This window comes from Archangium sp. (assembly GCF_045802675.1).
Taxonomy (GTDB): Bacteria; Myxococcota; Myxococcia; order Myxococcales; family Myxococcaceae; genus Archangium.
This window is the reverse complement of sequence record NZ_JBJMQO010000126.1, coordinates 1-23,638: the sequence shown is the minus strand read 5'-3', so window position 1 is coordinate 23,638 and position 23,638 is coordinate 1. Positions and strand designations below refer to the sequence as shown.

At 67.5% G+C, this 23,638-nt stretch carries 20 protein-coding genes and 2 pseudogenes; 13 read left to right on the top strand and 9 right to left on the bottom strand.

All coding sequences use genetic code 11. The annotated features are described in order from the left end of the window. Positions 1 to 11: 11 nt before the first annotated feature. The gene (locus ACJ8AN_RS34840; protein ID WP_407759923.1) at positions 12 to 2,024 is read right to left on the bottom strand and encodes a protein kinase domain-containing protein; all 2,013 of its coding nucleotides are present in this window, start codon (positions 2,022 to 2,024) and stop codon (positions 12 to 14) included. A 147-nt stretch (positions 2,025 to 2,171) separates the two neighbouring features. Here ACJ8AN_RS34840 and ACJ8AN_RS34835 point away from each other — a divergent pair, with 147 nt between their 5' ends. Further along, a complete protein-coding gene (locus ACJ8AN_RS34835; RefSeq protein ID WP_407759878.1) occupies positions 2,172 to 3,122 on the top strand; it encodes an alpha/beta hydrolase in 951 nt (316 codons plus the stop codon). 13 nt (positions 3,123 to 3,135) lie between these two features. Here the strand turns inward: ACJ8AN_RS34835 and ACJ8AN_RS34830 are convergent, their stop codons facing one another. From ACJ8AN_RS34830 to ACJ8AN_RS34820, 3 genes are all read right to left on the bottom strand, one after another. Next, complete coding sequence (locus tag ACJ8AN_RS34830) at positions 3,136 to 3,588, bottom strand: SMI1/KNR4 family protein (protein ID WP_407759877.1); 453 nt, start codon at positions 3,586 to 3,588, stop codon at positions 3,136 to 3,138. 293 nt (positions 3,589 to 3,881) lie between these two features. Continuing rightward, positions 3,882 to 4,325, bottom strand: coding sequence for an SMI1/KNR4 family protein (locus tag ACJ8AN_RS34825; RefSeq protein WP_407759876.1), 444 nt, complete (start codon positions 4,323 to 4,325; stop codon positions 3,882 to 3,884). Beyond that, a complete protein-coding gene (locus ACJ8AN_RS34820) occupies positions 4,322 to 5,521 on the bottom strand; it encodes an HNH endonuclease (RefSeq protein WP_407759875.1) in 1,200 nt (399 codons plus the stop codon). The genes ACJ8AN_RS34825 and ACJ8AN_RS34820 overlap by 4 nt, the downstream gene beginning before the upstream one ends. 645 nt (positions 5,522 to 6,166) lie before the next feature. On the opposite strand from ACJ8AN_RS34820, the gene ACJ8AN_RS34815 reads away from it, so the two are divergent. The 4 genes from ACJ8AN_RS34815 to ACJ8AN_RS34800 all read left to right on the top strand — a co-directional run bounded on the left by ACJ8AN_RS34815 (position 6,167) and on the right by ACJ8AN_RS34800 (position 9,436). Beyond that, complete coding sequence (locus ACJ8AN_RS34815) at positions 6,167 to 7,447, top strand: amidohydrolase family protein (RefSeq protein ID WP_407759874.1); 1,281 nt, start codon at positions 6,167 to 6,169, stop codon at positions 7,445 to 7,447. Between the two features lie 58 nt (positions 7,448 to 7,505). After that, positions 7,506 to 8,078, top strand: coding sequence for a peroxiredoxin family protein (locus tag ACJ8AN_RS34810; protein WP_407759873.1), 573 nt, complete (start codon positions 7,506 to 7,508; stop codon positions 8,076 to 8,078). A gap of 155 nt (positions 8,079 to 8,233) precedes the next feature. Beyond that, a complete protein-coding gene (locus tag ACJ8AN_RS34805) occupies positions 8,234 to 9,040 on the top strand; it encodes a peptidoglycan-binding protein (RefSeq protein ID WP_407759872.1) in 807 nt (268 codons plus the stop codon). 249 nt (positions 9,041 to 9,289) lie between these two features. Next, positions 9,290 to 9,436 (top strand): sensor histidine kinase, encoded by a 147-nt coding sequence (locus ACJ8AN_RS34800; protein WP_407759871.1) that lies wholly within the window; start codon positions 9,290 to 9,292, stop codon positions 9,434 to 9,436. Positions 9,437 to 9,444: 8 nt separating this feature from the next. Here ACJ8AN_RS34800 and ACJ8AN_RS34795 read toward each other — a convergent pair whose 3' ends face one another. Both ACJ8AN_RS34795 and ACJ8AN_RS34790 read right to left on the bottom strand, forming a co-directional pair. Then, a complete protein-coding gene (locus ACJ8AN_RS34795) occupies positions 9,445 to 10,560 on the bottom strand; it encodes an alpha/beta hydrolase (RefSeq protein WP_407759870.1) in 1,116 nt (371 codons plus the stop codon). Positions 10,561 to 10,730: 170 nt separating this feature from the next. Beyond that, a complete protein-coding gene (locus tag ACJ8AN_RS34790; RefSeq protein WP_407759869.1) occupies positions 10,731 to 11,636 on the bottom strand; it encodes a LysR family transcriptional regulator in 906 nt (301 codons plus the stop codon). A 189-nt stretch (positions 11,637 to 11,825) separates the two neighbouring features. Here ACJ8AN_RS34790 and ACJ8AN_RS34785 point away from each other — a divergent pair, with 189 nt between their 5' ends. Genes ACJ8AN_RS34785 through ACJ8AN_RS34775 form a run of 3 tightly spaced genes read left to right on the top strand, consistent with a single transcriptional unit; the run spans position 11,826 to position 14,088 of the window. Beyond that, the gene (locus tag ACJ8AN_RS34785; RefSeq protein ID WP_407759868.1) at positions 11,826 to 13,073 is read left to right on the top strand and encodes an MFS transporter; all 1,248 of its coding nucleotides are present in this window, start codon (positions 11,826 to 11,828) and stop codon (positions 13,071 to 13,073) included. Then, positions 13,070 to 13,618, top strand: a complete 549-nt coding sequence (locus ACJ8AN_RS34780) for a cupin domain-containing protein (protein WP_407759867.1) — start codon at positions 13,070 to 13,072, stop codon at positions 13,616 to 13,618. The genes ACJ8AN_RS34785 and ACJ8AN_RS34780 overlap by 4 nt, the downstream gene beginning before the upstream one ends. After that, complete coding sequence (locus ACJ8AN_RS34775; protein ID WP_407759866.1) at positions 13,615 to 14,088, top strand: cyclophilin-like fold protein; 474 nt, start codon at positions 13,615 to 13,617, stop codon at positions 14,086 to 14,088. Before ACJ8AN_RS34780 ends, ACJ8AN_RS34775 begins: the two co-directional genes overlap by 4 nt. A gap of 179 nt (positions 14,089 to 14,267) precedes the next feature. Here ACJ8AN_RS34775 and ACJ8AN_RS34770 read toward each other — a convergent pair. Then, positions 14,268 to 14,546: pseudogene (locus tag ACJ8AN_RS34770) on the bottom strand (DUF5953 family protein); the annotation flags it as partial. An 83-nt stretch (positions 14,547 to 14,629) separates the two neighbouring features. Beyond that, positions 14,630 to 15,001 (bottom strand): annotated as a pseudogene (locus tag ACJ8AN_RS34765) (DUF6310 domain-containing protein); the annotation flags it as partial. Positions 15,002 to 15,273: 272 nt separating this feature from the next. Between ACJ8AN_RS34765 and ACJ8AN_RS34760 the strand changes: the two are divergent. The 5 genes from ACJ8AN_RS34760 (at position 15,274) to ACJ8AN_RS34740 (ending at position 23,458) form a co-directional block, all read left to right on the top strand. Next, entirely contained in the window at positions 15,274 to 17,598 is a 2,325-nt protein-coding gene (locus ACJ8AN_RS34760) for a family 2 encapsulin nanocompartment cargo protein terpene cyclase (RefSeq protein WP_407759865.1), read from the top strand. A gap of 3 nt (positions 17,599 to 17,601) precedes the next feature. Further along, complete coding sequence (locus ACJ8AN_RS34755; protein WP_407759864.1) at positions 17,602 to 19,008, top strand: family 2B encapsulin nanocompartment shell protein; 1,407 nt, start codon at positions 17,602 to 17,604, stop codon at positions 19,006 to 19,008. A gap of 46 nt (positions 19,009 to 19,054) precedes the next feature. Next, positions 19,055 to 20,461 carry a family 2B encapsulin nanocompartment shell protein gene (locus ACJ8AN_RS34750; RefSeq protein WP_407759863.1) on the top strand — a complete coding sequence of 469 codons (1,407 nt, stop codon included), beginning with the start codon at positions 19,055 to 19,057 and terminating at the stop codon, positions 20,459 to 20,461. A gap of 149 nt (positions 20,462 to 20,610) precedes the next feature. Then, positions 20,611 to 22,257, top strand: coding sequence for a mechanosensitive ion channel family protein (locus tag ACJ8AN_RS34745; RefSeq protein WP_407759862.1), 1,647 nt, complete (start codon positions 20,611 to 20,613; stop codon positions 22,255 to 22,257). 508 nt (positions 22,258 to 22,765) lie between these two features. Next, positions 22,766 to 23,458 carry a hypothetical protein gene (locus tag ACJ8AN_RS34740; protein ID WP_407759861.1) on the top strand — a complete coding sequence of 231 codons (693 nt, stop codon included), beginning with the start codon at positions 22,766 to 22,768 and terminating at the stop codon, positions 23,456 to 23,458. On the opposite strand, the gene ACJ8AN_RS34735 is transcribed toward ACJ8AN_RS34740, so the two are convergent. Next, positions 23,455 to 23,638, bottom strand: a 184-nt coding sequence (locus ACJ8AN_RS34735) for a hypothetical protein (protein ID WP_407759860.1), incomplete at its 5' end; no start/stop codon positions are given. The two genes, ACJ8AN_RS34740 and ACJ8AN_RS34735, sit on opposite strands and share 4 nt — an antisense overlap.

The following is a 23,638-nucleotide window of genomic DNA, read 5'->3' as shown; positions in this document are numbered from 1 at the left end:
CGCCAGAAGCTCTAGTGAGCCGGGGCGCACTCGGCAGCGAGCGACTTCGCCTTCTCCGGGAATCGCGTCGCCAGTGAACGCTTCACCGCGTCCGCATCGTTCACCCGTCCGGCATGGGCGAGCACCTGACAGAGCGCGACGAGGGCCCGCGGCTCCTGGGGCTCGAGCCGGTCCGCCTCGCGGTAGGCGCGCTCGGCGCCGGAGATGTTGTCCTGCCGGAAGAGGACTGCCCCCAGGTAGTAGTGGGCGAGCGCGAGCTGTGGCTCCTTGCGCAGCGCCCGGCGCAGCAGCGCGGTGGCGTCGTCCAGCTTCTCCTGGCGGTAGCGCACGAAGCCCAGCTCCGCGAGCGCCCGCGCGTCCTCGTTGCGGCGCGTCCAGGCCCCCAGCACCTCCGCGGCCTGCTCGAGCTGCCCGTTGTGGGACAGCAGCTGGCCGTAGCGCGGCGCGACCTGGGCATCCTGGCGGTGCTTCTCGTACGCCTGGGCGAGCGCGGTGATGGCACCGGGCAGGTCTCCCTGCCGCTCGCGCAGCTCGGCGAGCGCCAGGGGCGGGCGGACGTCCTCGGGCGAGAGCGTGGTGGCCTGCTCGATGGCGCGCTCGGCACGGCGGCCCATGCGCAGCTCGGTGCTGGCGCGCGCGGCGAGCAGGTGCGCCTCGAGGTCCTGGGGGAAGCGCGCGACGAAGGACTCGGCCATGTCCATCGCCTCCTGGGGCGAGCCCGCGGCGAGCAGCAGCGCACCGGCCCGGGCGAGCTGGGCCGCGTTGGCGCGCTCATCCTCGCCGAGCCCCTTCAGGGCGGAGCGGCGGGCGTTGGGGTCCGTGGTGGCCTCGGCGGCGGCGAGGCGCTCGGCGGGCGGCGGGCCCTGGCGCAGGAACAGGGCGGCTCCACCACCCAGCACGAGCAGTCCTCCGAGCGCGGCCACCACGAGCCCCCGCTTCTTCGCGGGCGCGGACGTCCGGGGGGCCTCGGTGGCGGAGGGCGCTGCTCGCGGCGCGGCCCGTGCGGGAGCGGCCGGGGACGGAGGGGCCAGGTGCCCCGAGGGCCTCGCGGGCGCCGCCGGATGCGCGCCGGTGGCGGGCTGCGAGGGGTCCGCGAGCCGGGCGCGGCGGAGGGCCTGGCGCTTCGGGTCGCTATCGAGCGGGAAGAGCGACTCCACGTAGGCGGCCACCTGCTCGGGGGAGGCCAGCTCGGCGGCGCCGCCCACGTGCGCGATGGCCTCGGTGAAGGTGTGAAGGCTCTCGAAGCGCGCGTTCGGGTCTCGGGCGAGCGCCAGGAGGCAGATGCGATCCAACGCGGGCGGCACGGACGGGTCGAGCTCGGTGGGCGGGCGGAGCTGGCCCTCGGCGATGCGGTGGAGCACGGCCTCGGTGGTGGGGCCGGTGAAGGGCCGGCGGCCACAGAGCTGCTCGTAGAGCATGACGCCGGCGGCGAAGATGTCGGCGCGGTGGTCGACCGGGGCGCCGACAATCATTTCCGGCGACATGTAGAAGAACTTGCCCTTGAGGGTGCCGGGCTCGGTGCCGGAGCCGATGGACTCGGCGCGCGCGATGCCGAAGTCGATGACCTTCACCGTGCCGCTGACGCCCACGTGGATGTTGTCCGGGGTGAAGTCGCGGTGGACGATGCGCAGCGGCCGGCCCTCCGCGTCCACGGCGCGGTGGGCGGCGTCGAGTCCCCGGCACGCCTCCACGAGGATGCGCAGGGTGATGCCCAGCGGCACGTGCTGGCCGCGCTCGGCGGCCTCCTGGCGCAGCTCGGCGAAGGAGCGGCCCTCGAGCAGCTCCATGACGATGAAGGGCTCGGAGCCCTCGACGCCGAGCTCCAGGATGGAGACGACGTTGGGGTGCTGAATCTGGGCGGTGATGCGCGCCTCGTTGAGGAACATCTGCACGATGCGCCGGTCCGAGAGCATGTGGGGCAGCAGCCGCTTCACCGCCACCGCCGGACCGCGCGTACCGTCCTCTTCGATGCGACGCCCGAGATACACCTCTGCCATGCCACCGGTCGCGATGCGCGAACTCAGACGGTAGCGGCCGAACCAGGACGCGTTGCTGCTGTCGGAAACCACGATGCGCCCAGTCTACGGGACACGGCGCCCGGTGACACCTTCCGGACCGTTCCATGCGCTTTCCGGACGGGCTCGGAAAGGGAGCGGTAACCTCCCCGGGCCATGGACTCCTCGCGCATCGAGTTGGGTGAGCTCGTCGTGGACTTCGCTCCCAGTGGAGTGCCGTACTCCGTGTTGCTGCCGCCCGGTTACGACTCGGGAGGGCCGTATCCGCTGGTGCTCTTCCTGTACGGAGGGGGCGGCTCGCGGGAGACGCTCGTCGAGGCCCGGACGGTATTCGAGCACTGCTGGGACACGGGCAGTGCGCCTCCGGTGGTGCTCGCGTGCGCGACGGTGGGGGAGCTCAGCTACTACCTCGACCATCCGGACGGCCGCTATCGCTGGGAGCGCTTCATCGCCGAGGACTTCCCGAGGCACCTGCGCGCCACGTACAAGGTCCGGCCCGGCCGGGAGTCCACGGCGCTGCTGGGAATCTCGATGGGCGGGTACGGGAGCCTGAAGATTGCCTTCAAGCACCCCGAGCGCTTCGGTGCGGTCGCGGCGCTCTCGCCCATCACGGAGCCGGGCTTCCGCGCGACGGACGCGGGCGAGCGCAACCACCTGTACTTCATCGGCGGAGGCCCGGAAGAGCTCATTGGGCCGAAGAGGAATCCAGCGCTCTTCGAGGCGAACAATCCGGCGGTGCGCGCTCGGGACAACGCGTGGGCCATCCGCGAGCACGGGCTGGCCATCTACCTGGAGTCGGGAGACGCGGACGCGCTCAACGCGCACGACGTCGCGGAGTTCATCCATCGGGTGTTGTGGGACCTGGACCTCTCGCACGAGTACCACCTGGTGCGCGGCGCGGATCACGTGGGGCCGAGCGTGGTGCCGCGCCTCCGGGAAGCGTTCACGTGGCTCGGAGCGGTGCTTCGCCGCGCGGAGGAGGGCAATGCCGGGGAGGATGCGGCGATTCGTGGGCTGCGCGCTCTCGTTGAGCCAGCCCGGGCGAAGGCGGCCCAGCAGGATCCGACCACGCTGCGCCGGTATGGCGTGCTTACCCCCAGCCGTTAGTCTTCCTGCGTCTCTACGCGAGCAGGATTCGGCCGTCGTGCAGAGTGGCCAGGAACTCTGTGAAGCTATTGGCCACCGGGTAGATGAACATCTCCACAGTGGCGAGGACGACCTTGGGTTGGTCCGGCGAGCCCCTGTAATCGAAGCACAGGTACTCGCCACCCGGAGTTTCGGCGAACGGGTAGATCCCCTCGGGAACGTGAGGCTTCACTACTTCGTAGGCGCTCATTACGGAATAGAGAGGCTTCTCCGAATCCTCGACAACTGTCAGGAGCACATTGAATACACTGGTTCCTCTGCCAACGTTGAACACGCCCGGCTCCGGGCTCATGCCCTGGTAGGTTGCTGCGATGCTCTTGTAATCCTCGGGGAGTCGAACTCCCCAACGGGATTCAAGCTGCTCGAAGTCCTGCGAGCCGGCCGGGTGTGGCTCGTCCCAGAGGTAGTTCACCCATCGAATGGGCATGTCAGTATCCCCTCCCCAGGATGGCCATGCCACCGGTCGCGATGCGCGAGCTCAAATGGTAGCGGCCGAACCAGGACGCGTTGCTGCTGTCGGGAATCACGATGCTCCCAGTCTACGGGACGCGGCGCCCGGTGGCACCTCCCGAACCCTTCCCGCGCGCTTTCCGGGCGGGGCCGGGATGGCACCGGTAACCTCTCGGGCCCATGGACCCTTCGCGCATCGAGTTGAGGGTGCTCGCCGTGGACTTCGCTCCCAGTGGAGTGTGCTCCCACTCAGCCGGCAGCCAACACCCTCTATGCGTCATGCAGGCTGGCCATGAACTCGTTGAAGCTATCCGCGACGGGGTGAACATTCATGTCCACTGTCACCAGGACGATCTTGGGCTCTTCTGGTGACGCTCTGTAGTCGAAGCACAGATGTTCGCTACCTGGAGTCATCGCGAATGGATAGATGCCGGACGGAATGTGCGGCTTCAAGATGCTGTATGAGTCACGGATGGCGTATGCCTTCTTGTCCGGATCCGTGATGATGGTCAAGAGAACGCTCATGACGTCCTTGAGCTTGCCAGCATCGAAGATGCAAGGATGAGGCGTCATCCCTTGGTTCGTCGAGATGAGCCTCTTATACTCCTCAGGGAGCTTCACACCCCACTGCTGCTCGAGGAGGGAGGCCTCATACGGGGTTGCAGGGCGAGGTGTATCCCAGACATAAGGCTTCCAGCGAATTTCCTGTGTCATTGGCCTCCACCCCAGATCGCCATTCCTCCCGTGTGCGGCGCGGCGAGCTTGTGCTCTCCAAGAACGACGAGTTGCATCCGCCCGACATCCTGGTGGTGATGCCAGGAGTATCCGCTTGGCGGAACCATTGACGTGGATAGCTCCTCAATCATTTCGCGATTGAGCCCGAGGTCCCTGGCCAGATTGGGATCTTGCTTGATGGCCTGGAAGAGTTTCTGGTTTGCCGCTCTGTAGTGCGCGAAGCGATTCCCACTGCCGATGTGGATGTCATCTAGTATCGTCTCGAACTTCGAGTCGAACTCGGGGAATCCATCCTGGTCGAAGCGGATGGTGTTCTCGCCATTCGTGATTGTCTGTCCAGTGCGGTTTCGGCCCAGGTTGGGGATGGGGTTGGGCGGGCTTCTCGTGCCCTCGTAGGGCAGGATCTTCCCGTCCTCGGTGAGTCTGGGCTTCCGCCACGATTCGATGAACCTCAATCGGTGCTTGCTCGGAGCGCTGGCCTGGGCCGTCGCGCTGGGAGCACTCTTGCTTTCGCCACCACCGTTCGTGCCCTGGGAGGCCATGGCCAGAGCGCCCGGAGCCAGTGTCAGGGTAAAGCTGGCCGGGCCCACCGCCACCTGTCGCGCCTGACCCACCGCCGCCAGTCTCATGCCCATCTGCATCTCGGCGTTGACGGCCGCTTGCGTATAGCCCGGCAGGCTTGGGGGACCCATCATCTGGTTCGTCGTCGAGCCCAGGGCCATCGTCGCCAACATCACCAGCAGGCGTCCTGTCTGGGCCCCGATGATGCGGCCGAATCTCTCGCCCGCCTCACGCACCTCCGCGAAGGTGCGTGCCTGGCTCGTCTCCCGCTCCAGTCGTACCCAGCCCTCCAGCAGGCTCCACACCGTATCCACCCCCAGATACGCCACCATGAAGCAGGTGAAGGAGATGGCCGCCGCCTGGGTCACTGGATTGGGAAGCACCAGCATCGCCAGGTAGCCCGCCATGGCGGACATCACCATGGATTGCAGGGCCACCGGATCCACCATGCCCTTCCACACGCCCACCGCGCCCTCCCACACCGAGCCCAGCGAGATGGACAGTGCCAGCGTGCGTCTCTCCTCGGGCCCGAGGTAGAGGCCCCCGCTCAGCAATGACAGACAGTCGCCCGGCGAGTCTCGGCGCTCGCACCAGCCGTGGTAACCCCGCGTCATCGCCGCTCGCTCGTCCTCTTGTCCCTCTCGACCCCAGGAGATGAGTGCCAGTCGGTGCCGGGGTGGAGAAGGGAGGTCCAGCCTACCCACCAGCCGCGCCATGGTGGCTTCGAACTGGGCCTGGGTGACCTCCACGGGTATTCGACGCGGAGGCGTGAAGGTGCGTGAGGCGCCTTCTGTTTCCAGTTGGACCTGAACGTGGCTGTGGCGTTCGGGCTCGGAAGCGGATGTTGGGGTGACCCGTCCTCCGTCCGTCGCGCAGGCCGCCAGCAGCAGCCCAACCATCGCTACGTGCATGCGCATCATGTGGGTCTGGTGAGTGAGCAGGTGGGCCCCAGTGTAGCCGTCGAGTTCCAGCGGGCTGTAGCGGCTGAGCCAGAGGAGCCCTCCACCGGGGGTGAATCCCATGGTGCCGTGGGTGGGGCTCGGCGGGCGGGCTTTCCACCGGGCGTCTGGAAGCGGCTCGTCGTTACCCTCCTGTTGCGCACCGCGTTGTGGGCCGGGCGGGGGGCCTCGTCCTTTTCCCGCCGGGGTGCGCCATGCGCCGGGCGGAGTGCTAACGTGCGGCCCCGTCGGCGCGAGCGGGGGCGGGAGCGCTGAGGTTGCAATGGCGCAGCAGTCGCGGACACAGACCGGAGGGACGGGGTGGGCACGCTCCTGAAAGGTGGAATCGTCGTCGAGCTCGAACCCGCGTGTGTCGAGCGCGTCGACCTGCGCGTCGAGGGCGAGCGCATCGTCGCGCGGGGCCCCGATCTCCAGGCGGCTCCCGACGACGAGGTCATCGCCCTGTCGGGCAAGCTCGTCTTCCCGGGCCTCGTCAGCTCGCACCAGCGGCTCTACGCGAGCCTCGGCCGTGGCATGCCCCGCCCCAAGCTGGAGGGCTACCAGGAGCTGCTCGAGAAGGTGCGCTGGCGCTACGAGGACGCGCTCGACCTGGACGCCGTGCAGGTGGCCGCCACCGCCGGAGGCCTCGAGGCGCTCCAGTGCGGCACCACCTCGCTCTTCGACCTGCACTCCTCGCCCAAGGCGATTCAGGGCTCGCTGCTGCGCGTGGGCCGCGGCCTGCACGAGGTGGGCGTGCGCGGGGTGCTCTCCTACGCCGTGACGGACCGCAAGGGCGCCATTGGCCGCGAGGAGGGCCTGGAGGAGACGGTGTCCTTCCTGCGCAAGGCGCGCGGGCGGCTGCGCGGCCTGGTGGGCTCGGCGCCGCTCTTCACCGTGGGCAAGGAGGCCCTCGAGGGACTCGCCGAGGCGGTGAAGAGCACCAACTCGGGCCTGCACGTGTCGCTGGCCGAGGATCCGCTCGACGAGAAGCTGTCCACGGAGCGCTTTGGCGCCTCGCCGGTGACACGGCTGGTGGACAGCGGGCTGCTGACGCCGCAGGCGCTGCTCGCGCACGTGGGACACCTGGCGTGGCCGGAGCTGGCGCAGCTGTTGCCCTCGGGCGCGTGGCTGGCGCACACGCCGCGCTCCAACATGGAGGCCGAGGTGGGCTACGCGCCCGCGCTCAAGTTCGGCCACCGGGCCACGCTCGGCGCCGACAGCGTGAGCGCGGACATGTTCGCCGAGGCCCAGGCGGCCTGGCTGCGCTCGCGCGACGCGGGACAGCCCATCGACGTGCTGCGCTACCTGGCCAACGGGCAGCGCCTGGCCTCGCAGGCCTTCGGGGTGCAGGTGGGGCTCATGCGCGAGGGCTCGCTGGCGGACCTGCTCCTCATGGACTACCAGCCGGCCACCCCGCTCACGGCGGAGAACCTCGCCTGGCACGTGGTGTTCGGCCTGGGCTCGCGCCACGTGGAGTCGGTGATGGTGGACGGCGTGTGGCGCGTCTGGGCGCGCCGGCCCCTGTCCGTCAACCCGTCCGTGGTGGCGGAGCAGTCGCGCGAGGCCGCCGCGGCCGTCTGGGCGCGCATGGGTGAGAAGTAGACGGGAATCGGGGCGGCCCCTGTTGCACCGGAAACGGCGAAGCCGTTAACTCGGGCCCATGCTCATTCCCACGCTCGTAGCGGGCTTCCTCGCGGGAGCCACCCCCCAGGTGGGGGAAGTCGCGCCGGACTTCACGGTGGAGGACACCGCCGGCAAGTCGTACACCCTGTCCGAGATGGTGAAGGACGGCCCGGTCATCCTGGCCTTCTTCCCCAAGGCATTCACAGGTGGTTGAACGCGCGAGCTCTCGGCGTACCGGGACCGGTACGCGGATGTCGAGAAGCTCCACGGCCAGGTCCTGGCCGTCAGTACGGATGACAAGGAAACGTTGGCGAAGTTCAAGGAGTCCCTGAAGGCGCAGTTCCCGTTCATTCCGGATCCGGACGCGAAGCTGACGAAGCTCTATGACGTGAAGGTGCCGGTGATGTCGCTGGCCAACCGCTACACGTTCGTGATTGGCGAGGACCGCAAGGTGCTCAAGGTGGAGTCCGGCAAGGACGCCATCGACCCGAACGGGGCCATCGTGTCGTGTCCCCTCCGCAAGCCCAAGGCGGACGCGGGCGCGGACGCGGCGGTGAAGGATGCCGGTAAGGGCAAGGAAGCTGGCAAGGGCCCGGAGCCCAAGAAGTAGCGCCGTCCGGGGCGGGCGGACCGGGGCCTTCGGGTTCCGGTCTGCCTCGCGCTCGCCCTCCCGCCTGGGTACACGGGTTGCCTACCCCGGGGGGCAGCTCACGAATCCTCCGGCGCGCCTCCATCCTGTGTGGAAGGCCCTGACCGGAGGTAGTGATGCCCTCCCTCGACATCTCCTCGCTGCAATCGTCCACCCAGCCCCGGGAGCTGCGCCTGGAGTCTCGCGGCCCGGAGGTCGCTGAGCTGCAACGCCGCCTGCTGGTGGCCGGATTCGACCCCGGCGCGGCCGATGGCGTCTTCGGCGTGCGGACGGAAACCGTCGTGAAGGCCTTCCAGAAGTCCCGGGGCCTCACCGCGGATGGCGTCGTCGGGCCGCGGACGTGGAGCGCGCTCGGCGTGCATGTCGAGGGCACGCCTCCCGAAATCCCCATCGGCGCGGGGCTCACCGCGAAGGTGCTGCGCGAAATCATGCCCAAGCTGACGGCGGCGCGGGCCGACGAGTGCCTGCCCTACCTGGACGTGGCCATGGTGGAGGCGGACATCACCACCCCGCAGCGTCAGGCGGCCTTTCTCGCGCAGCTCGCGCACGAGAGCGGGGAGCTGCGCTTCTTCGAGGAGCTCGCCTCCGGTGAGGCGTACGAGGGCCGCAAGGACCTGGGCAACACCCAGCCCGGGGATGGCCGCCGCTACAAGGGCCGAGGCCCCATCCAGCTCACCGGCCGCGCCAACTACCGGGCCGCGGGCATGGCGCTGGGCATCGACCTGGAGGGCAGCCCCACGCGGGCCGGGGACGTCGACGTGGGCTTCCGCGTGGCGGCCTGGTTCTGGAAGAGCCGGGGCCTCAACCCGCTCGCGGACGTGGGCGACTTCCGGGAGATGACTCGCCGCATCAATGGTGGCTTCAACGGGCTGGCCCAGCGCGAGGCCTACCACCGGCGCGCGCTGGAGCTCCTCTCGCACTGACGGTCCGGGCATCCGAGCCTGATGGGCCGGCGAGCAGTCAGCCCGCATCAGCATCCTCCCGGTGCACGCGCACCAGAGCTACCTGTCCTTCTCCTTCGAGGCGCAGGGGTGGCCGTACCCGGACGTGCCGGGCGCTCGCGGGGCCGTGCCGTACCCGGCGCTGAGCGCCACGTCGCGGCCAGGCCATGGTGGAGTACATCTCCCTCGTCACCGTGTTGATGCTGGGCTCGGTGGTCGGGAGAGAACGTCGTGGGTCGCATTCCAGGCATGGGCCTCGGGCTGTTCGGAGCAAGGCAGCTCGCGGAGCAGCACGGGGGCCCCATCGAGGTCCGGAGCGTGGAGGGGCAGGGCAGCACCTTCTCGGTGTGGCTGCCCCAGAAGCCGCCTTCCTCCTGAGCTGCTATTCAGGCAAGGTGGTTGTTGAAGAACGACGTGAGCTTGTCCCATGGGATGAGCTTCACCCGGTCGTAGAGGTCCACGTGGCCAGCGCTAGGCACGATGTAGAGCTCCTTCGGTTCGGAGGCCTTCTTGAAGGCGTGCTCGCTGAAGATGCGTGAGTGCGCCTGGTCGCCCGTGATGAACAACACCGGGCGCGGGGAAATCCAATCAAGATGCTCGAAGGACCAGAAGAGCGACATGGCAGCGCCACTGGTGAGCGACATCGCCGTGGTCGAGCGCGGATGGTGGCCGCGCGGCGTGCGGTAATAGTCGAAGAACTCTCTATCAATCGCCGACGAATGCTCGGTGATGACTTCAGGCGTTCCAATCACCATCGCTCGCTGTCCACCATCCACTTCCGCCCAGCGTTGCGCTGCGATCTTCTCCAGGTTCTTCCTGAGTCCGGCTTCGTCCAGGCTCTCCGCCAGCCCCTGCCGGCTCGCCTGGCCGATGTCGTACATGCTGACCGTGGCAATGGCCTTGATACGAGGGTCGATTTCCGCGGCCGCCAGACCAAAGCCGCCACTGCCACAAACGCCGATGACGCCGATGCGGTTGCGGTCGACCAACGGATTCGTGCCGAGGTAGTCGACGGCGGCGCTGAAATCCTCGACGAACGCCTCCGGGGAGGCGATGAAGTGTGGCTGGCCTCCGCTCTCGCCGTTGTAGGAAGCATCGAACGCGATGGTGATGAAGCCGCGTTCGGCCATGGTCTGCGCATACAGGCCGGAGGTTTGCTCTTTCACGCCACCATAGGGGTGACCAACGACGATCGCGGGTGCCCGCTTCTTCCGGTCCAGGTTCTTGGGCACGTACAAGTCAGCGACCAGCCTGATGCCGAGTCGGTTGTTGAAGGACACCTTCTCATGGTTCACCAGAGGGCTTGGCGGGAAGGTCTTATCCCAGACCCCGGTCTCCTGCGCGAACGCAGCGCCTCGCGCGGGATGCTCCGCGGCCTGGCAAGCGCTCGCCCCCAGGGCGGCAACGACTCCCGCCAACAGGAGAAGGTGACGTCGGCCTGCACCCGGGCCCGCGGATTTCCTTGGCACCGCCTTTTCCGCGGCATCAGCTCTCGTTTCCATCGTCGGGCTCCTGGTCATGACTTTCATCTCCGCTGTCGTGGCTGCTTCTTGCTGACCACTGCGAAGAGAACATGCACTCCGGCATGCCGATGAACTAGGAGTCGGCCGGTGAATGGGCTGCTAAGCGCAGCTTGACAGTGCGCGCGGCGCGCGTGGCCATCGCGAACACGTCATACCGCCTTGGTGGAGAGTTCCCTGGCGGCCTCCACGAAGAGGCGCAGCGGCCCCGAGCGCTGTGCGCGACTGGGGTAGTACAGGAAGAAGCCCGGCACGGTGGGGGCGTACGCCTCGAGCACCCGGACGAGCCGGCCGCTGCGCAGCTCCTCTTGCACCGCCGGCTCCAGGGCATACGCCAGGCCCTGCCCTTCGGCTGCGAGCGCCACGCTGGTCATGTGGTCGTTCGTGGCGATGCCGCCGCGCACGGGCACGCGCCAGTTCTTGCGCCCTCGCTCGAGTTCCCAGACGTAGGCGGTCCCGGTCGTCTGGGAGCGCAGCGTGATGCACTCGTGGTGCAGCAGGTCCTCGGGCCGCTCGGGGGTGCCGTGGCGCGCGAGGTAGCTCGGCGCCCCCACGACGACGAAGCGGAAGGCGTCCGTCAGGCGCACCTGCACCATGTCGCGCTCGATGGACTCGCTCAGGCGCACGCCCGCGTCGTAGCCCTCGGCCACGATGTCGACGAATCGCTCCTCGACGACGACCTCCACCTCCACGCGCGGGTGGCGCGCACGGAAGGCGGGCACGACGGGCGTGATGAGGAAGGGCACCGCGGCTCGCGGGACGGACAGCCTCAGCCTTCCGACGACCTCGCCGGGTTGCGCCGAGACGCCCTGGAGCGCGGCGAACGCCTGGGCCAGGCCTGGACCGGCCTCCTCCACCAGCCGCCGCCCCGCGTCCGTCACGGCCACGCTGCGCGTGGTGCGGTTGAGCAGCACCACGCCCAGTTGTGCCTCGAGCTGGCGCACCGACTGGCTCACCGCGGCCGAGGAGACGCCGAGCTCGCGTGCCGCCCCACGGAAGCTCTGGAGGCGCGCCACCACCAGGAAGACGTGGAGCTGCGGGAAGAGGACCGTCTTCATGGACGTGGTTCCTTGGGAGCGCCAACGCGGTCGCGAAGTGGAGCCACCATACTAGCAACCCCTCCACAGCCCGCTCGCCCCCGAGGGCCCACTGTCAACCACGGCTGAACGGCCCGTTCGCATTCAGCGCGTAGTTCCTGGTGGAGCCGGGGGGTTACCTCTGAGAACGACTTCGAGCTGGAGCAGACGATGGCAACGGGAAACGACATGACCCTTCAACTCGCCGGCGCGTCCAGGGCATCGACCCAGCGCTCCGCGTCGTGGGGAGCCGTGTTCGCGCTCACCCTGTGTGTCTCGACCCTCATCGCCTCCGAGTTCATGCCGGTGAGCCTTCTGACGCCGATCGCGTCGGACCTTCATCTGAGCGAAGGCGGCGCCGGTCAGGCGATCGCGGTGTCCGGACTGTTCGCCGTGGTGACGAGCCTCTTCATCGCGTCCGCGGCCAAGGCCATCGACCGCCGGAAGCTGCTCCTGGGTCTCACCGGCTTGATGCTGGCCTCGGGCCTCGTCGTCGCCCTGGCGCCGAACTTCACCGTGCTCATGATCGGACGTGCCCTGCTCGGCATCGTCATCGGAGGCTTCTGGTCGTTGTCGGCGGCCACCGTCATGCGCCTGGTGCCCGAAGAGGACGTGCCGCGTGCGCTCGCCTTGCTGAACGGCGGCAACGCGCTGGCCACCACCGTCGCGGCGCCGCTCGGCAGCTTTCTGGGGCAGTACATCGGGTGGCGTGGTGCGTTCTTCGTGGTCGTTCCGCTCGCGGCGCTCACCCTCGTGTGGCAGTTCTTCACCTTGCCTGGGATGCCCACGGAGCGAGCCGCTCCGCCCCCGAGCACGTTCGCCGTCCTTCGACGTCCCAAGGCTCCGGCGGGCATCCTGGCGGTCACCTTGCTCTTCATGGGCCAGTTCGCCCTGTTCACGTACCTGCGTCCCTTTCTGGAGACGGTGACGCGGGTCGGGGTGTCCACGCTCTCGCTGCTCCTGTTGGGAATGGGCGTCGCGGGGCTCCTGGGCACGTATCTCATCGGATTCTTCGTGGCCAAACGGCTGACGGCGGTGCTCATCGCCGCGCCACTCGCGATGGCGGTGATCGCGCTCGTCCTGGTCGTCCTCGGCCGGTCCCTTCCGGCCACGGCCCTCCTGCTCGCGGGTTGGGGGCTGATCGGCACGGCGGCGCCGGTCGCGTGGTGGACATGGCTCAGCCGCACACTGCCGCACGACGCGGAAGCTGGCGGCGGACTCATGGTCGCGGCGATCCAGCTCGCCATCACGGCTGGCGCCTCGATCGGAGGACTGCTGTTCGACCGCGGCGGCTACCAGAGCACGTTCGTGGCGAGCGCCGCGCTGCTCGGGGGAGGGGCGCTGCTGGCGTTCAGGGCGTCGCGGGCGGTCGGGGCTTCCGGCAGTGACGGCTTGCGCGGTTCTGGAGGACGGACATGAAGGGGCTCATCTTGACGCTCGTCGGGCTCCCGGTCCTCGGCGTGGCGCTCGCACAGCCGGGCCCGGAGGCCGTGGGGCCCGACGCTGGCCCGGCTGCCACCACCGCGCGCGGCAGCGCCCCCGCGCTGCGCATCACTCGCGCCGGGACGCAGGCCTCCACGAAGGGGCCCGCTGAATGGTTCACCGGCACGGTGCGCGTCGACCCGCTCTTCTCGGCTACGCCCCCTGCGCGCACCTCGGGCGTCAGCGTCACCTTCGAGCCGGGCGCACGCACCGCATGGCACACCCACCCGCTGGGCCAGACGCTCGTGGTGACGGCGGGCGTGGGCCGCGTGCAGCTGTGGGGCGGGGCGGTGGAGGAGATTCGCCCAGGCGACGTCGTACAGATTCCACCCGGCCAGAAGCACTGGCACGGCGCCTCGCCCACCACCGCCATGACGCACCTGGCCCTCCATGAGGCGCAGGACGGCAAGGTCGTCCAGTGGATGGAGAAGGTGAGCGACGCGCAGTACGGCGCAGGGCCGGGGAAGGGGACGACGCCATGATGAAGACGACCCCCCCGCCAAAGGCCCGGGCGCACTGCGGGGCCTCCCTCCTCCTCGCACTCGCGCTGGTGGCGCTCCCCGCCCATGCGCAGCAGAACACCCCCGAGAGGGCCAAGCCCATGAAGCTTCGACTGACCCTCGGTGAAACGGTCCTGACGGCAACGCTGCACGACAACGCTACCGCCCGCGACTTCGCTGCCCTGCTGCCACTGACCCTCACGCTCACGGACTACGCGGCGACCGAGAAGATCAGCGACCTGCCGCGCAAGCTGTCCACGAAGGGCGCGCCCGCGGGCTCCGGTGGCAAGGCCGGGGCCATCACCTACTACGCCCCCTGGGGGAACCTCGCCCTGTTCCACAAGGACTTCGGCCCTGCGAGCGGGCTCATCACGCTCGGGACGCTCGACGGCGGTGTCGAGGCCTTGAGGAAGCCCGGTCCCCTGCAGGTGAGACTCGAGCGTGCCGAATAGGAGCGGCGCGATTGGGTCCCCGCGGGCGATAAGCACCTCCTCGTTCGTCGTCGACTACGAGTGAGGGATGGATGGGGCCTACATCTGGGCGATGGGGACGTCACCCCGTCGGCATGCCAGACGGCTGACTTGAATTCATCCGGCGTCGCATGCCCCCAGAACGTGCAAGCGCCCTCCGCTACGCCTTCCAGCATCTCCGCCGCTGATGCGACAACGGCAGCGTCTAGCGGCAACTCCGCATGGACGTCGAGCAGCGGCTGACCGCCCGGGCCGAGGCGTCCCGCTCGCCCCCTTCCCGAAACCGTCACGGGATAGCTCTCGTCGCCATTGCACAGGAGCGGGAGCTTTCCGCGTGTTGTCGCCTCAACGAGCCAGGCGTCGCGGTGCGGTAACTCGATGGGCCGCCCTCCTTTGCCCACTTCCCACTTCAGGCGCAAGCCGGGCAACGCCCGTTCCATACCACGGACGACAGCGAGTGCGCGGCCGTCATTGGCCACGAGCGCTGACGCGTAGACGGTCAGGTCGAGGCGTTTCTGAGTGGTCATCGTTTGCATCCTGTGACGACGACGTTGAGGAATCGATCCGCTCGCAGCAGCGCGTCTTTGTGCGCTTGGGTGCTCACCCCAACGACGAAATCATATCCGCATGCCGCCGCTGCGTCTTATTCCTTTTCTATCTGCTCCAACTCCTTCTCAATCTCCCGCCTCCGGACGAAGTCAGGGTACGTATCAAATTGATGGGTCTTGATTTCCCACAGCACACGCACGCCGACTTGCAGCGCATCGAAGCTCACGCCGCCCACGAGCACATCCATTCCGGGATAACGGTTGGGCGGAAACTGATCGGCGCACTTGTTATGCGCGTCATCCTCTCCCGCGTGCGGTTCCGGGATGGGTTCGCACCGAGCGAAGCGGCGAGCGGAGCGGTTGGCATCGCAGCGGAGGCTAGCCAACTCCTGGTCGCCCCGAGAGGAGAAACCGCGAGCGCTCGGAACAGGCTCATCTGATTCCGCTCTTCTAAATGATTGCAACGAGGTTTCTGCCTCAACCTTCGGCTCGGCACTCTTCCGTGACGCAATCCATTCTCAAAAAATTGGAAATCAAATCCAAGAGCCAGGTAAGGGTAAAAACTTGTCGCTTCCTCCCATCACCCCTACAAGTGTCGAGAACCCGACGAGGTGTGTGAATGGCTGCGGTGCAAGGAAAACAACCCTTTCAATTGCCAGATTTCTACGTCCCCTGGCCGGCGCGCCTGAATCCCCACCTCGAAGGGGCCCGGGTGCATTCCAAGGCGTGGGCGCGGGAGATGGGAATCCTGGACCCGCCGAAGGAAGACAAGACCCCCGACATCTGGGATGAGGCCAAATTCGATGCCATGGACTACGCGCTGCTCTGCGCGTACACCCATCCCGAGGCTCCCGGTCCGGAGCTCGACCTGGTGACCGACTGGTATGTCTGGGTCTTCTACTTCGACGATCACTTCCTCGAGCTCTACAAGCGCTCCAAGGATCTGGTGGGCGCGAAGCAGTATCTCGACAGGCTTCCGGCGTTCATGCCGGTCGAGCTCTCCGCCACTCCGCCCACACCGACCAATCCCGTGGAGCGGGGTCTGGCCAACCTGTGGGGGCGCACGGTGCCCTCCAAGTCCGTGGATTGGCGGCGCCGCTTCTTCGCGAACACCAAGGCCCTGCTCGACGAGTCGATGTGGGAGCTGGTCAATATCAGCGAGCGCCGGGTTGCCAATCCCATCGAGTACATCGAGATGCGCCGCAAGGTGGGTGGGGCTCCCTGGTCCGCGGACCTCGTGGAGCACGCCGTCTTCGCCGAGGTCCCGGCCCGCATCGCCCACTCGCGCCCGATGCAGGTCCTCAAGGACACGTTCTCCGATGGCGTCCACCTGCGCAATGACCTGTTCTCCTACGAGCGGGAGATCCTCGATGAGGGTGAGCTCTCCAACTGCGTCCTGGTGCTCGAGCGCTTCCTGAACATCGAGACGCAGCGCGCCGCCGACCTCACCAATGACATCCTGACGTCCCGGCTGCATCAGTTCGAGAACACCGCCTTGACCGAGCTGCCCTCCCTCTTCGAGGAGCACGGCCTCAATCCGGTCGAGCGGGCGAACGTCCTCACCTACATCCGAGGACTTCAGGACTGGCAGTCGGGCGGCCACGAGTGGCACATGCGCTCGAGCCGCTACATGAACAAGGGCGCCGAGACCTCGGGCAACGTCCTGGGAGGCCTGCCACTGGGCCCCACGGGCCTGGGAACCTCGGGGTTCCGCTTGTCGCCCGGCGCCTTGGGGTTGGGACGGTTCAAGAGCTACACCCATCTTCCCTACCAGCACGTGGGCCCGGTCAAGCTGCCACGGTTCTACATGCCGTATTCGACACGGCAGAACTCCCACCTGGAGGCCGCGCGACGCAGCTCCAAGGCCTGGGCGCGCCGGATGGGGATGTTGGACTCCCTGCCGGGCCTCCCGGGCATCTACATCTGGGATGATCACACGTTCGATGTCGCCGACGTGGCCCTGTGCGGCGCGTTGATCCATCCGGCGGCGACCGGGGCCGAGCTCGACCTGACGGCCTGCTGGCTCGTGTGGGGCACCTACGCCGACGACTACTTCCCGGCGCTCTACGGCTACACCCGCGACATGGCGGGGGCGAAGGTCTTCAATGCCCGGCTGACGTTGTTCATGCCGGATGACCCCGCGACCCCGACCACGGTTCCCACCAACCCGGTGGAGCACGGCCTGGCTGACCTGTGGGCCCGCACGGCGGGCCCCATGTCGCCCGATGCGCGCAGTCAGTTCCGCAAGGCCATCCAGGACATGACCGAGAGCTGGTTGTGGGAGCTCGCCAACCAGCTCCAGAACCGGGTCCCGGACCCGGTCGACTACGTGGAGATGCGCCGCAAGACGTTTGGCTCGGACCTCACCATGAGCCTGTCACGGCTGGCCCAGGGCCACGGGCTCCCGCCCGAGGTCTTCCGCACCACGCCGATGCGGGGGCTCGAGAACTCGGCCGCCGACTACGCCTGCTTCACCAACGACATCTTCTCCTACCAGAAGGAGGTCGAGTTCGAGGGTGAGATCCACAACGCGGTGCTGGTCGTCCAGCGCTTCCTCGAGCTCGACAAGCCGCGGGGCGTCGAGGTCGTCAACGACCTGATGACGGCCCGGATGAAGCAGTTCGAGCACATCGTCGCCAACGAGTTGCCGGCCCTCTGCGACAGCATGGGCCTGGATGCGAAGGCCCGGGAGAAGCTGCACGGCTACGTGGAGAAGCTCCAGCAGTGGATGGCCGGCGTGCTCATCTGGCACCAGACGGTGGAGCGCTACAAGGAAGCCGAGCTGCGCCAGAGCCGGACGCCCGGGCGGTACATGCAGCACCTTCGGGGCCCCACGGGTAGGGGGACCTCGGCTGCACGCCTCGCGTCTCTCCTCGCGGGCAACCGGTCCGCTCCGGCCGGTCGTGAAACGGATCGTGTTCTTTTGACGGAAGGAAAGAGGTAGGTCATGGCGAGTTTCGAGAAGCTGGTCGCGGATGCCAACAAGCAGCAGATGAGCCTTGGGACGGAAGCGGCGCGCCAGCTGGCGACGACGACCAAGTCGGCTCCCCAGATGCAGGGAATCTCATCCCGGTGGCTGCTCAAGCTGCTGCCGTGGGTGCAGGTCAACGGCGGTGTGTTCCGCCTCAACCGGCGCCTGACCTATGCCATTGGAGACGGCCGGGTCACCTTCTACAACACCGGCGCGAAGGTGCAGGTCGTTCCGCAGGAGCTGACCGAGCTGCCGATGCTGCGCGGCTTCGACGACGTCACCGTGCTGTCCGCCGTGGCGGAGCGCTTCGTGCAGAAGGAGTTCAAGCCCGGCGAGGTCATCACCCGGGCTGGCCAGGAGGCCGACTCCATCTGCCTGATCGCCCACGGCAAGGTGAACAAGATTGGCGCGGGCAAGTACGGTGATGAGACCGTGCTCGAGGTGCTCGCCGATGGCGACCACTACAGCTATCAGGCGCTGCTGGAGTCGCAGGACTACTGGCAGTACACGGTCAAGGCCGTCACTCCGTGCACGGTGCTGATCCTCAAGCAGTCCGACTTCGAGACGGTGGTCGAGCAGTCCCCGTCGCTGCAGAAGCACCTCGCGGATTTCAAGTCCCTCGCCAAGAAGAAGCAGGACAAGTCGGGCCAGGCGGACATCGAGCTGGCCGCGGGCCACCAGGGTGAGCCCGTACTGCCGGGCACCTTCGTCGACTACGAGACCTCGCCCCGCGAGTACGAGCTGAGCGTGGCCCAGACGGTGCTCCAGATCCACACGCGCGTCGCGGACCTGTTCAACGATCCGATGAATCAGACCGAGGAGCAGCTCCGGCTGACCGTCGAGGCGCTCAAGGAACTCAAGGAGCACGAGATCGTCAACAACCGCGAGTTCGGACTGCTGCACAACGCCGATCTCAAGCAGCGCATCCACACCCGGAGCGGGCCTCCGACCCCCGATGACATGGACGAGCTGCTGGCCACCGTGTGGAAGGATCCGTCCTTCTTCCTGGCCCACCCGCGCGCCATCGCCGCGTTCGGTCAGGAGTGCAGCCGTCGCGGGGTCTACCCGACCAGCGTCGACGTGAACGGCCACCAGGTCGCCGCCTGGCGCGGCATCCCCATCTTCCCCTGCAACAAGATTCCTATCAGCGACACCCGCACCAGCTCCATCCTCCTGATGCGCGCGGGCGCGGAGAACCAGGGCGTCATCGGCCTGCACCAGGCGGGCATCCCCGACGAGGTCGAGCCCAGCCTGAACGTGCGGTACATGGGCATCAACGAGAAGGCCGTCATCTCCTACCTCGTCAGCACCTACTTCTCCGCGGCCGTCCTGATCCCCGACGCGCTCGGCATCCTCGAGAGCGTCGAGATCGGTCGCACCTAGGAAATCGGCGCTCCGAGCCGGTTCGGACACAGCGGAGGCACACCTCATGACGAATACGATGAAGACGGGCAACGGTGGTGAAAACGACAAGCAGCAGCTGAGCTTGAGCACGCTCGCTGCCCGTCAGTTGGCGACCACGACCAAGTCGCGGCCGCAGATGCAGGGAATCACTCCCCGGTGGCTGCTGCGCATGCTGCCCTGGGTCGAGGTGCCGGGTGGCACGTTTCGCGTCAACCGTCGCCTGACCTATACCCCCGGTGACGGGCGCCTCAGTTTCAGCAACATCGGAGCCCGGGTGGAGGTCATTCCGCAGGAGCTGGTCGAGCTGCCGCTGCTGCGCGGCTTCGTCGACGCTCCCGTGTTGTCCGCGCTGGCGAACCAGTTCGTCCAGAGGGAGTTCAAGCCCGGCGAGCTGATCGTCGAGGCGGGTCAGCCCGCCGAGCACGTGGTGCTGCTCGCCCATGGCAAGGCCAACAAGCTGGGCAAGGGCAAGTATGGCGACGACGTCATCCTCGACGTGCTCGCCGACGGCGACCACTTCGGAGACCAGTCGGTGGTGGAGTCGAATGACCAGTGGCAGTTCACGGTCAAGGCGCTCACCCCGTGTACGGTGATGATGCTGCCGCAGCGGGTGTTCGAGAATCAGATCCTCCAGTCCCCGGCGCTGTCCGCGCACGTCGAGCGGTTCAAGGAGCGCTTGCGCAAGCCCCAGGACAAGCAGGGGCAGGCCGCCATCCAGCTCGCCGCTGGCCACCAGGGTGAGCCGGTGCTGCCAGGGACCTTCGTCAACTACGACCTCAGGCCCCGCGAGTATGAGCTGAGCCTGGCTCAGACCCTGCTCAAGGTGCATACCCGCGTCGCCGACGTGTTCAACGGCCCGATGAACCAAGTCGAGGAACAGGTCCGGTTGACCATCGAGGCCCTGCGCGAGCGGCAGGAGTACGAGATGATCAACAACCGCGACTTCGGGCTCCTGTACAACGCCGATCTCAAGCAGCGAATCCATGCGCGCAAGGGGCCGCCCACGCCCGACGACCTGGACGATCTGCTCAGCCGGCGCAGGAAGTCACGGTTCTTCCTGGCCCACCCGCGCACCATCTCCGCGTTCGGTCAGGAGTGCTCCCGCCGTGGGCTCTACCCGCCCGTTGTCGAAGTGGAGGGCAGGAAGGTCATGAGCTGGCGCGGCGTCCCCCTACTGCCCTGCGACAAGATTCCCATCTCGGAGACTCAGACGACTTCCATCATCGTGATGCGGACCGGGAAGGATGATCAAGGCGTCGTGGGCCTGCGTCAGACCGGCATCCCGGATGAGGTGGAGCCAGGACTCTCCGTCCGGCACATGGGGATCAACGAGAAGGCCATCTCCTCCTACCTCGTGAGCACCTACTACTCCGCGGCCGTCCTCATCCCCGACGCGCTCGGAGTGCTCGAGAACATCGAGCTCGGGCGCTGACGTCTCGACCTTGCCCGTGGCCTCGTGCGGCTCCAGCGCGCGCGGGGCCTCGGCGGCCCGCCTCCGGCGGGTGAGTGCGCGGCGGCGAGAGGCGACAGTATCTGTGTTGCAATCCACTCCGGAGGCCACTCCGGGACAGGTCTCAGGACATGGTGATTCCCCGCCTCGCGGAAACCCCCGAGCTGAACAACGCGTTGCTCGTCGGCTCCGCTGTACTGTTGTCGCTGCTCGCCATCTGGTTCGTGCTCGTCACCTCCAGCTTCTTGATCCACCAGGGTCTCCGGGCGAGTGGTATCCAGACCCTGGCCTCGATGTCCGAGGGCCTCTACAAGCGGGGACGGTTGCTGGCCGCTCTGCTCTCCGCTCCGCTCGTCATCGCCGGCATGGGACTGCTCGGCTACGCGGTCTGGCGTGGAGCCGATCTCCAGCCCTGGTTCGACCGGGCCCTGCTGGAGATCACCTCCGCTCTCCTCATGGCCCTGGGCCGCGGCGTGGGTCTGGCCGTGCTCATGGTCATCGGCTTCTACGCGCTGCAGCGCAGCGGCCGGCGCCTGGTGGCCCGGGTCGAGCGAACACTGGTCGAGCGCCCGCTCCCCGAGGCGCAGCGCGTCCACGTGGAGAAGCTCCTGCCGCTCCTGCCCTCGGTCGTCAACCTCGCGTTGGCCTACACCCTGGTGCGCCTGGCGCTCTCGGCCATGGAGCTCCCGGAGGCCCTCGAGTGGCTGATCTCCACTACCTTGTACATCCTGCTGCTCGTCACTGGCGCGCGGGCGCTCGTGTTCCTGCTCGACTTCCTCTCCGAGCGGATGGTGACCTCCTGGGAGGAGAAGAGCAGGGGCACGCGTCTCGAGGAGTACTACGTGGCCCTGCGCCGGCTGCTGCCGGTGGGTCAGAAGAGCCTCGAGGCCATCACCTATATCTCGGTGGCGACCCTGATCGTCCACGAGTTCCAGGCGCTGGAGCCCTTCGCGCCGTATGGGCCGCTCCTCATCCGCATCGTCTCGATGTTCTTCGCCGCCAGTGTGTTGGTCGAGCTCAGCCGCGTCATGGTCGCTCGGCTGCTGGCGTCCTTCACCTCCTCCGCCGAGGACGTGCAGCGTCGACGCCAGACGTTCGTCAGCCTGCTGCAGAGCATCATCAAGTACGTCATCTACTTCTGCGTCTGCATGATGGTTCTCAGCGATCTCGGCGTGGATCCCACGCCCATCCTGGCGGGCGCTGGCATCGTGGGCCTCACGGTGGGCCTGGGCTCCCAGGCCATCGTGCAGGATCTGCTCAACGGCATCTTCCTGTTGTTCGAGGATCAGATCCTGAATGGAGATTACATCCGTATCGGTGAGACCGAGGGGTTGGTGGAGGAGATCACGCCTCGGGTCACGCGCATCCGGGATCGCTACGGGCGGCTGCACATCATGCGCAATGGGGAGATCAAGAACGTCATCAACTACAGCCGGGGGTGGACGCTGGCCGTCGTGGAGATGAGCGTCGCGTATGAGTCGGACCTGAGGCAGGCGCTTCGGGTCATCAACGAGGCCAGCTCCCGGCTGCCCGAGCTGCTCCCGGGCAAGGCCATCGAGACGCCCAAGGTCATGGGAATCGAGGCCATTGACGACAGCTGCCTCCGGGTTCGCATCGAGACGAAGGTGGCGCCCGGGTGCCACTACGAGGTGAAACGGATGCTGCACCTGTTGCTGGTGGAGAGCTTCAACGCCAACAACCTGGAGATTCCGTACCCCAAGTCCGTCGAGCTCTCTCCGCCGGAGCCCGCGTCCCAGGGGGAGAAAGCGGCGGCATGAGCGCGGGGGCGTATAGGCGGGATGGGGGCGCTGTTGAGGGTAGGGGATGGAGCGGAGGGGGGCAGCCAGGAGGGAGAAGCCCTCCAGCAAGGCGCACCGGGGCTGCTTTTTGGGAGGGGGCCGCACGTCCACCTCCGTCCGCATGCCGTGACGGACGACAAGCAGTCGGCGTGCGTGCATTGGAATAGGGCGGTGAAGTGGCCGTAGGTCCAATCGTAGTCCCATATCTCCGGGTACGGCTCCCGGTCCTCGGCCGTGTTCCTTCTCGAAACATCGAGGTGGCGGCGGGACAGCCACCAAGGCGGGAAGCGCGTCCAGGGGCGGCCAGTAGGGCCGGCTGAGACTCCGGGCCCGTGCGGGCCCGCCCTCCCTGTATGGTTGGGCTTCCCGCATCCTATCCTCTAGGGCTGCTACTCCTGGGGGAAAGGCCATCGTCATGGCGAATGAGTACCGAAGTCATGGGGCGGGGGAGGGCGGCGGTACGCAGCTCGGAGCTCGGAGAGGAGAGATGGGGGGCCCGCCACGCTGGGCACCTGCAGGGGCCTTCGGGCTCATCGTCCTCTTCCTCTTCGCGGCGTGTGCCACTCAGGCGCCCATGGGCGGGCAGTTCGCCGGGGGGACGCGGTGGCGCCCGACGACACCGCCCGAGGCCCGCTCAGCGCCGCGAAAGCTCGAGCCTGTGGTGGTGGTGTTCGCGGACAGCCCTACAGCGCACGGTAACAGCCACGTGGTGACCCTCACGGCGGCCGAGTACCGGCGCGCCGTCCAGGTGCTTGGCACGCGCTTCCAGGTGAAGGGCACCGCCCAGGAGACGGCCCAGGTACTGCTCCAGGCCATGCCCGAGGAGGAGCTGCTCGCCGAGGTGTACCGCGACAGGGTGCTCACCCTGGTGCCGCTCAACGACAAGGGCCCGCTCCAGCCCGAGGCCGAGGCGGCGCTGAAGGAGAAGTACCTGCGTTGGTGCGAGCACCGCGGTGGCGGCGACTGCCTGGGCCTCTTCACGGATGGGCCCTACCTGCGCACGGACGACAGGCGCACCCTGGCCCTGGCCCTGGCCTTCGGCACGGTGCTCGACGAGACGCAGGCGGCCCTGGGGCGGGAGCTCAGCCCGAAGGCAGTTCTCTCCTCGCTGGTATGGGCGGCGGGCCTGTACCTCGCGCTCTGGCTGTTACCGGAACCTGCATCAGGACACCTGTGTTAGCGGGAATGGAGGTGATGATGGTGGTGCTGCGTGGGACGGCGTGACGTCCGTTTTCGAGCAAGGGCGGCCTGGATGAGCTGCTCCACCTCGTGGGTCAGCTGGAAGCAGAAATTGCTCTTCGGTAGAGCACGCTCGGGCGTGAGGATGCCCTTCTTTATCCAGTACCGCACGGTGTCCCAG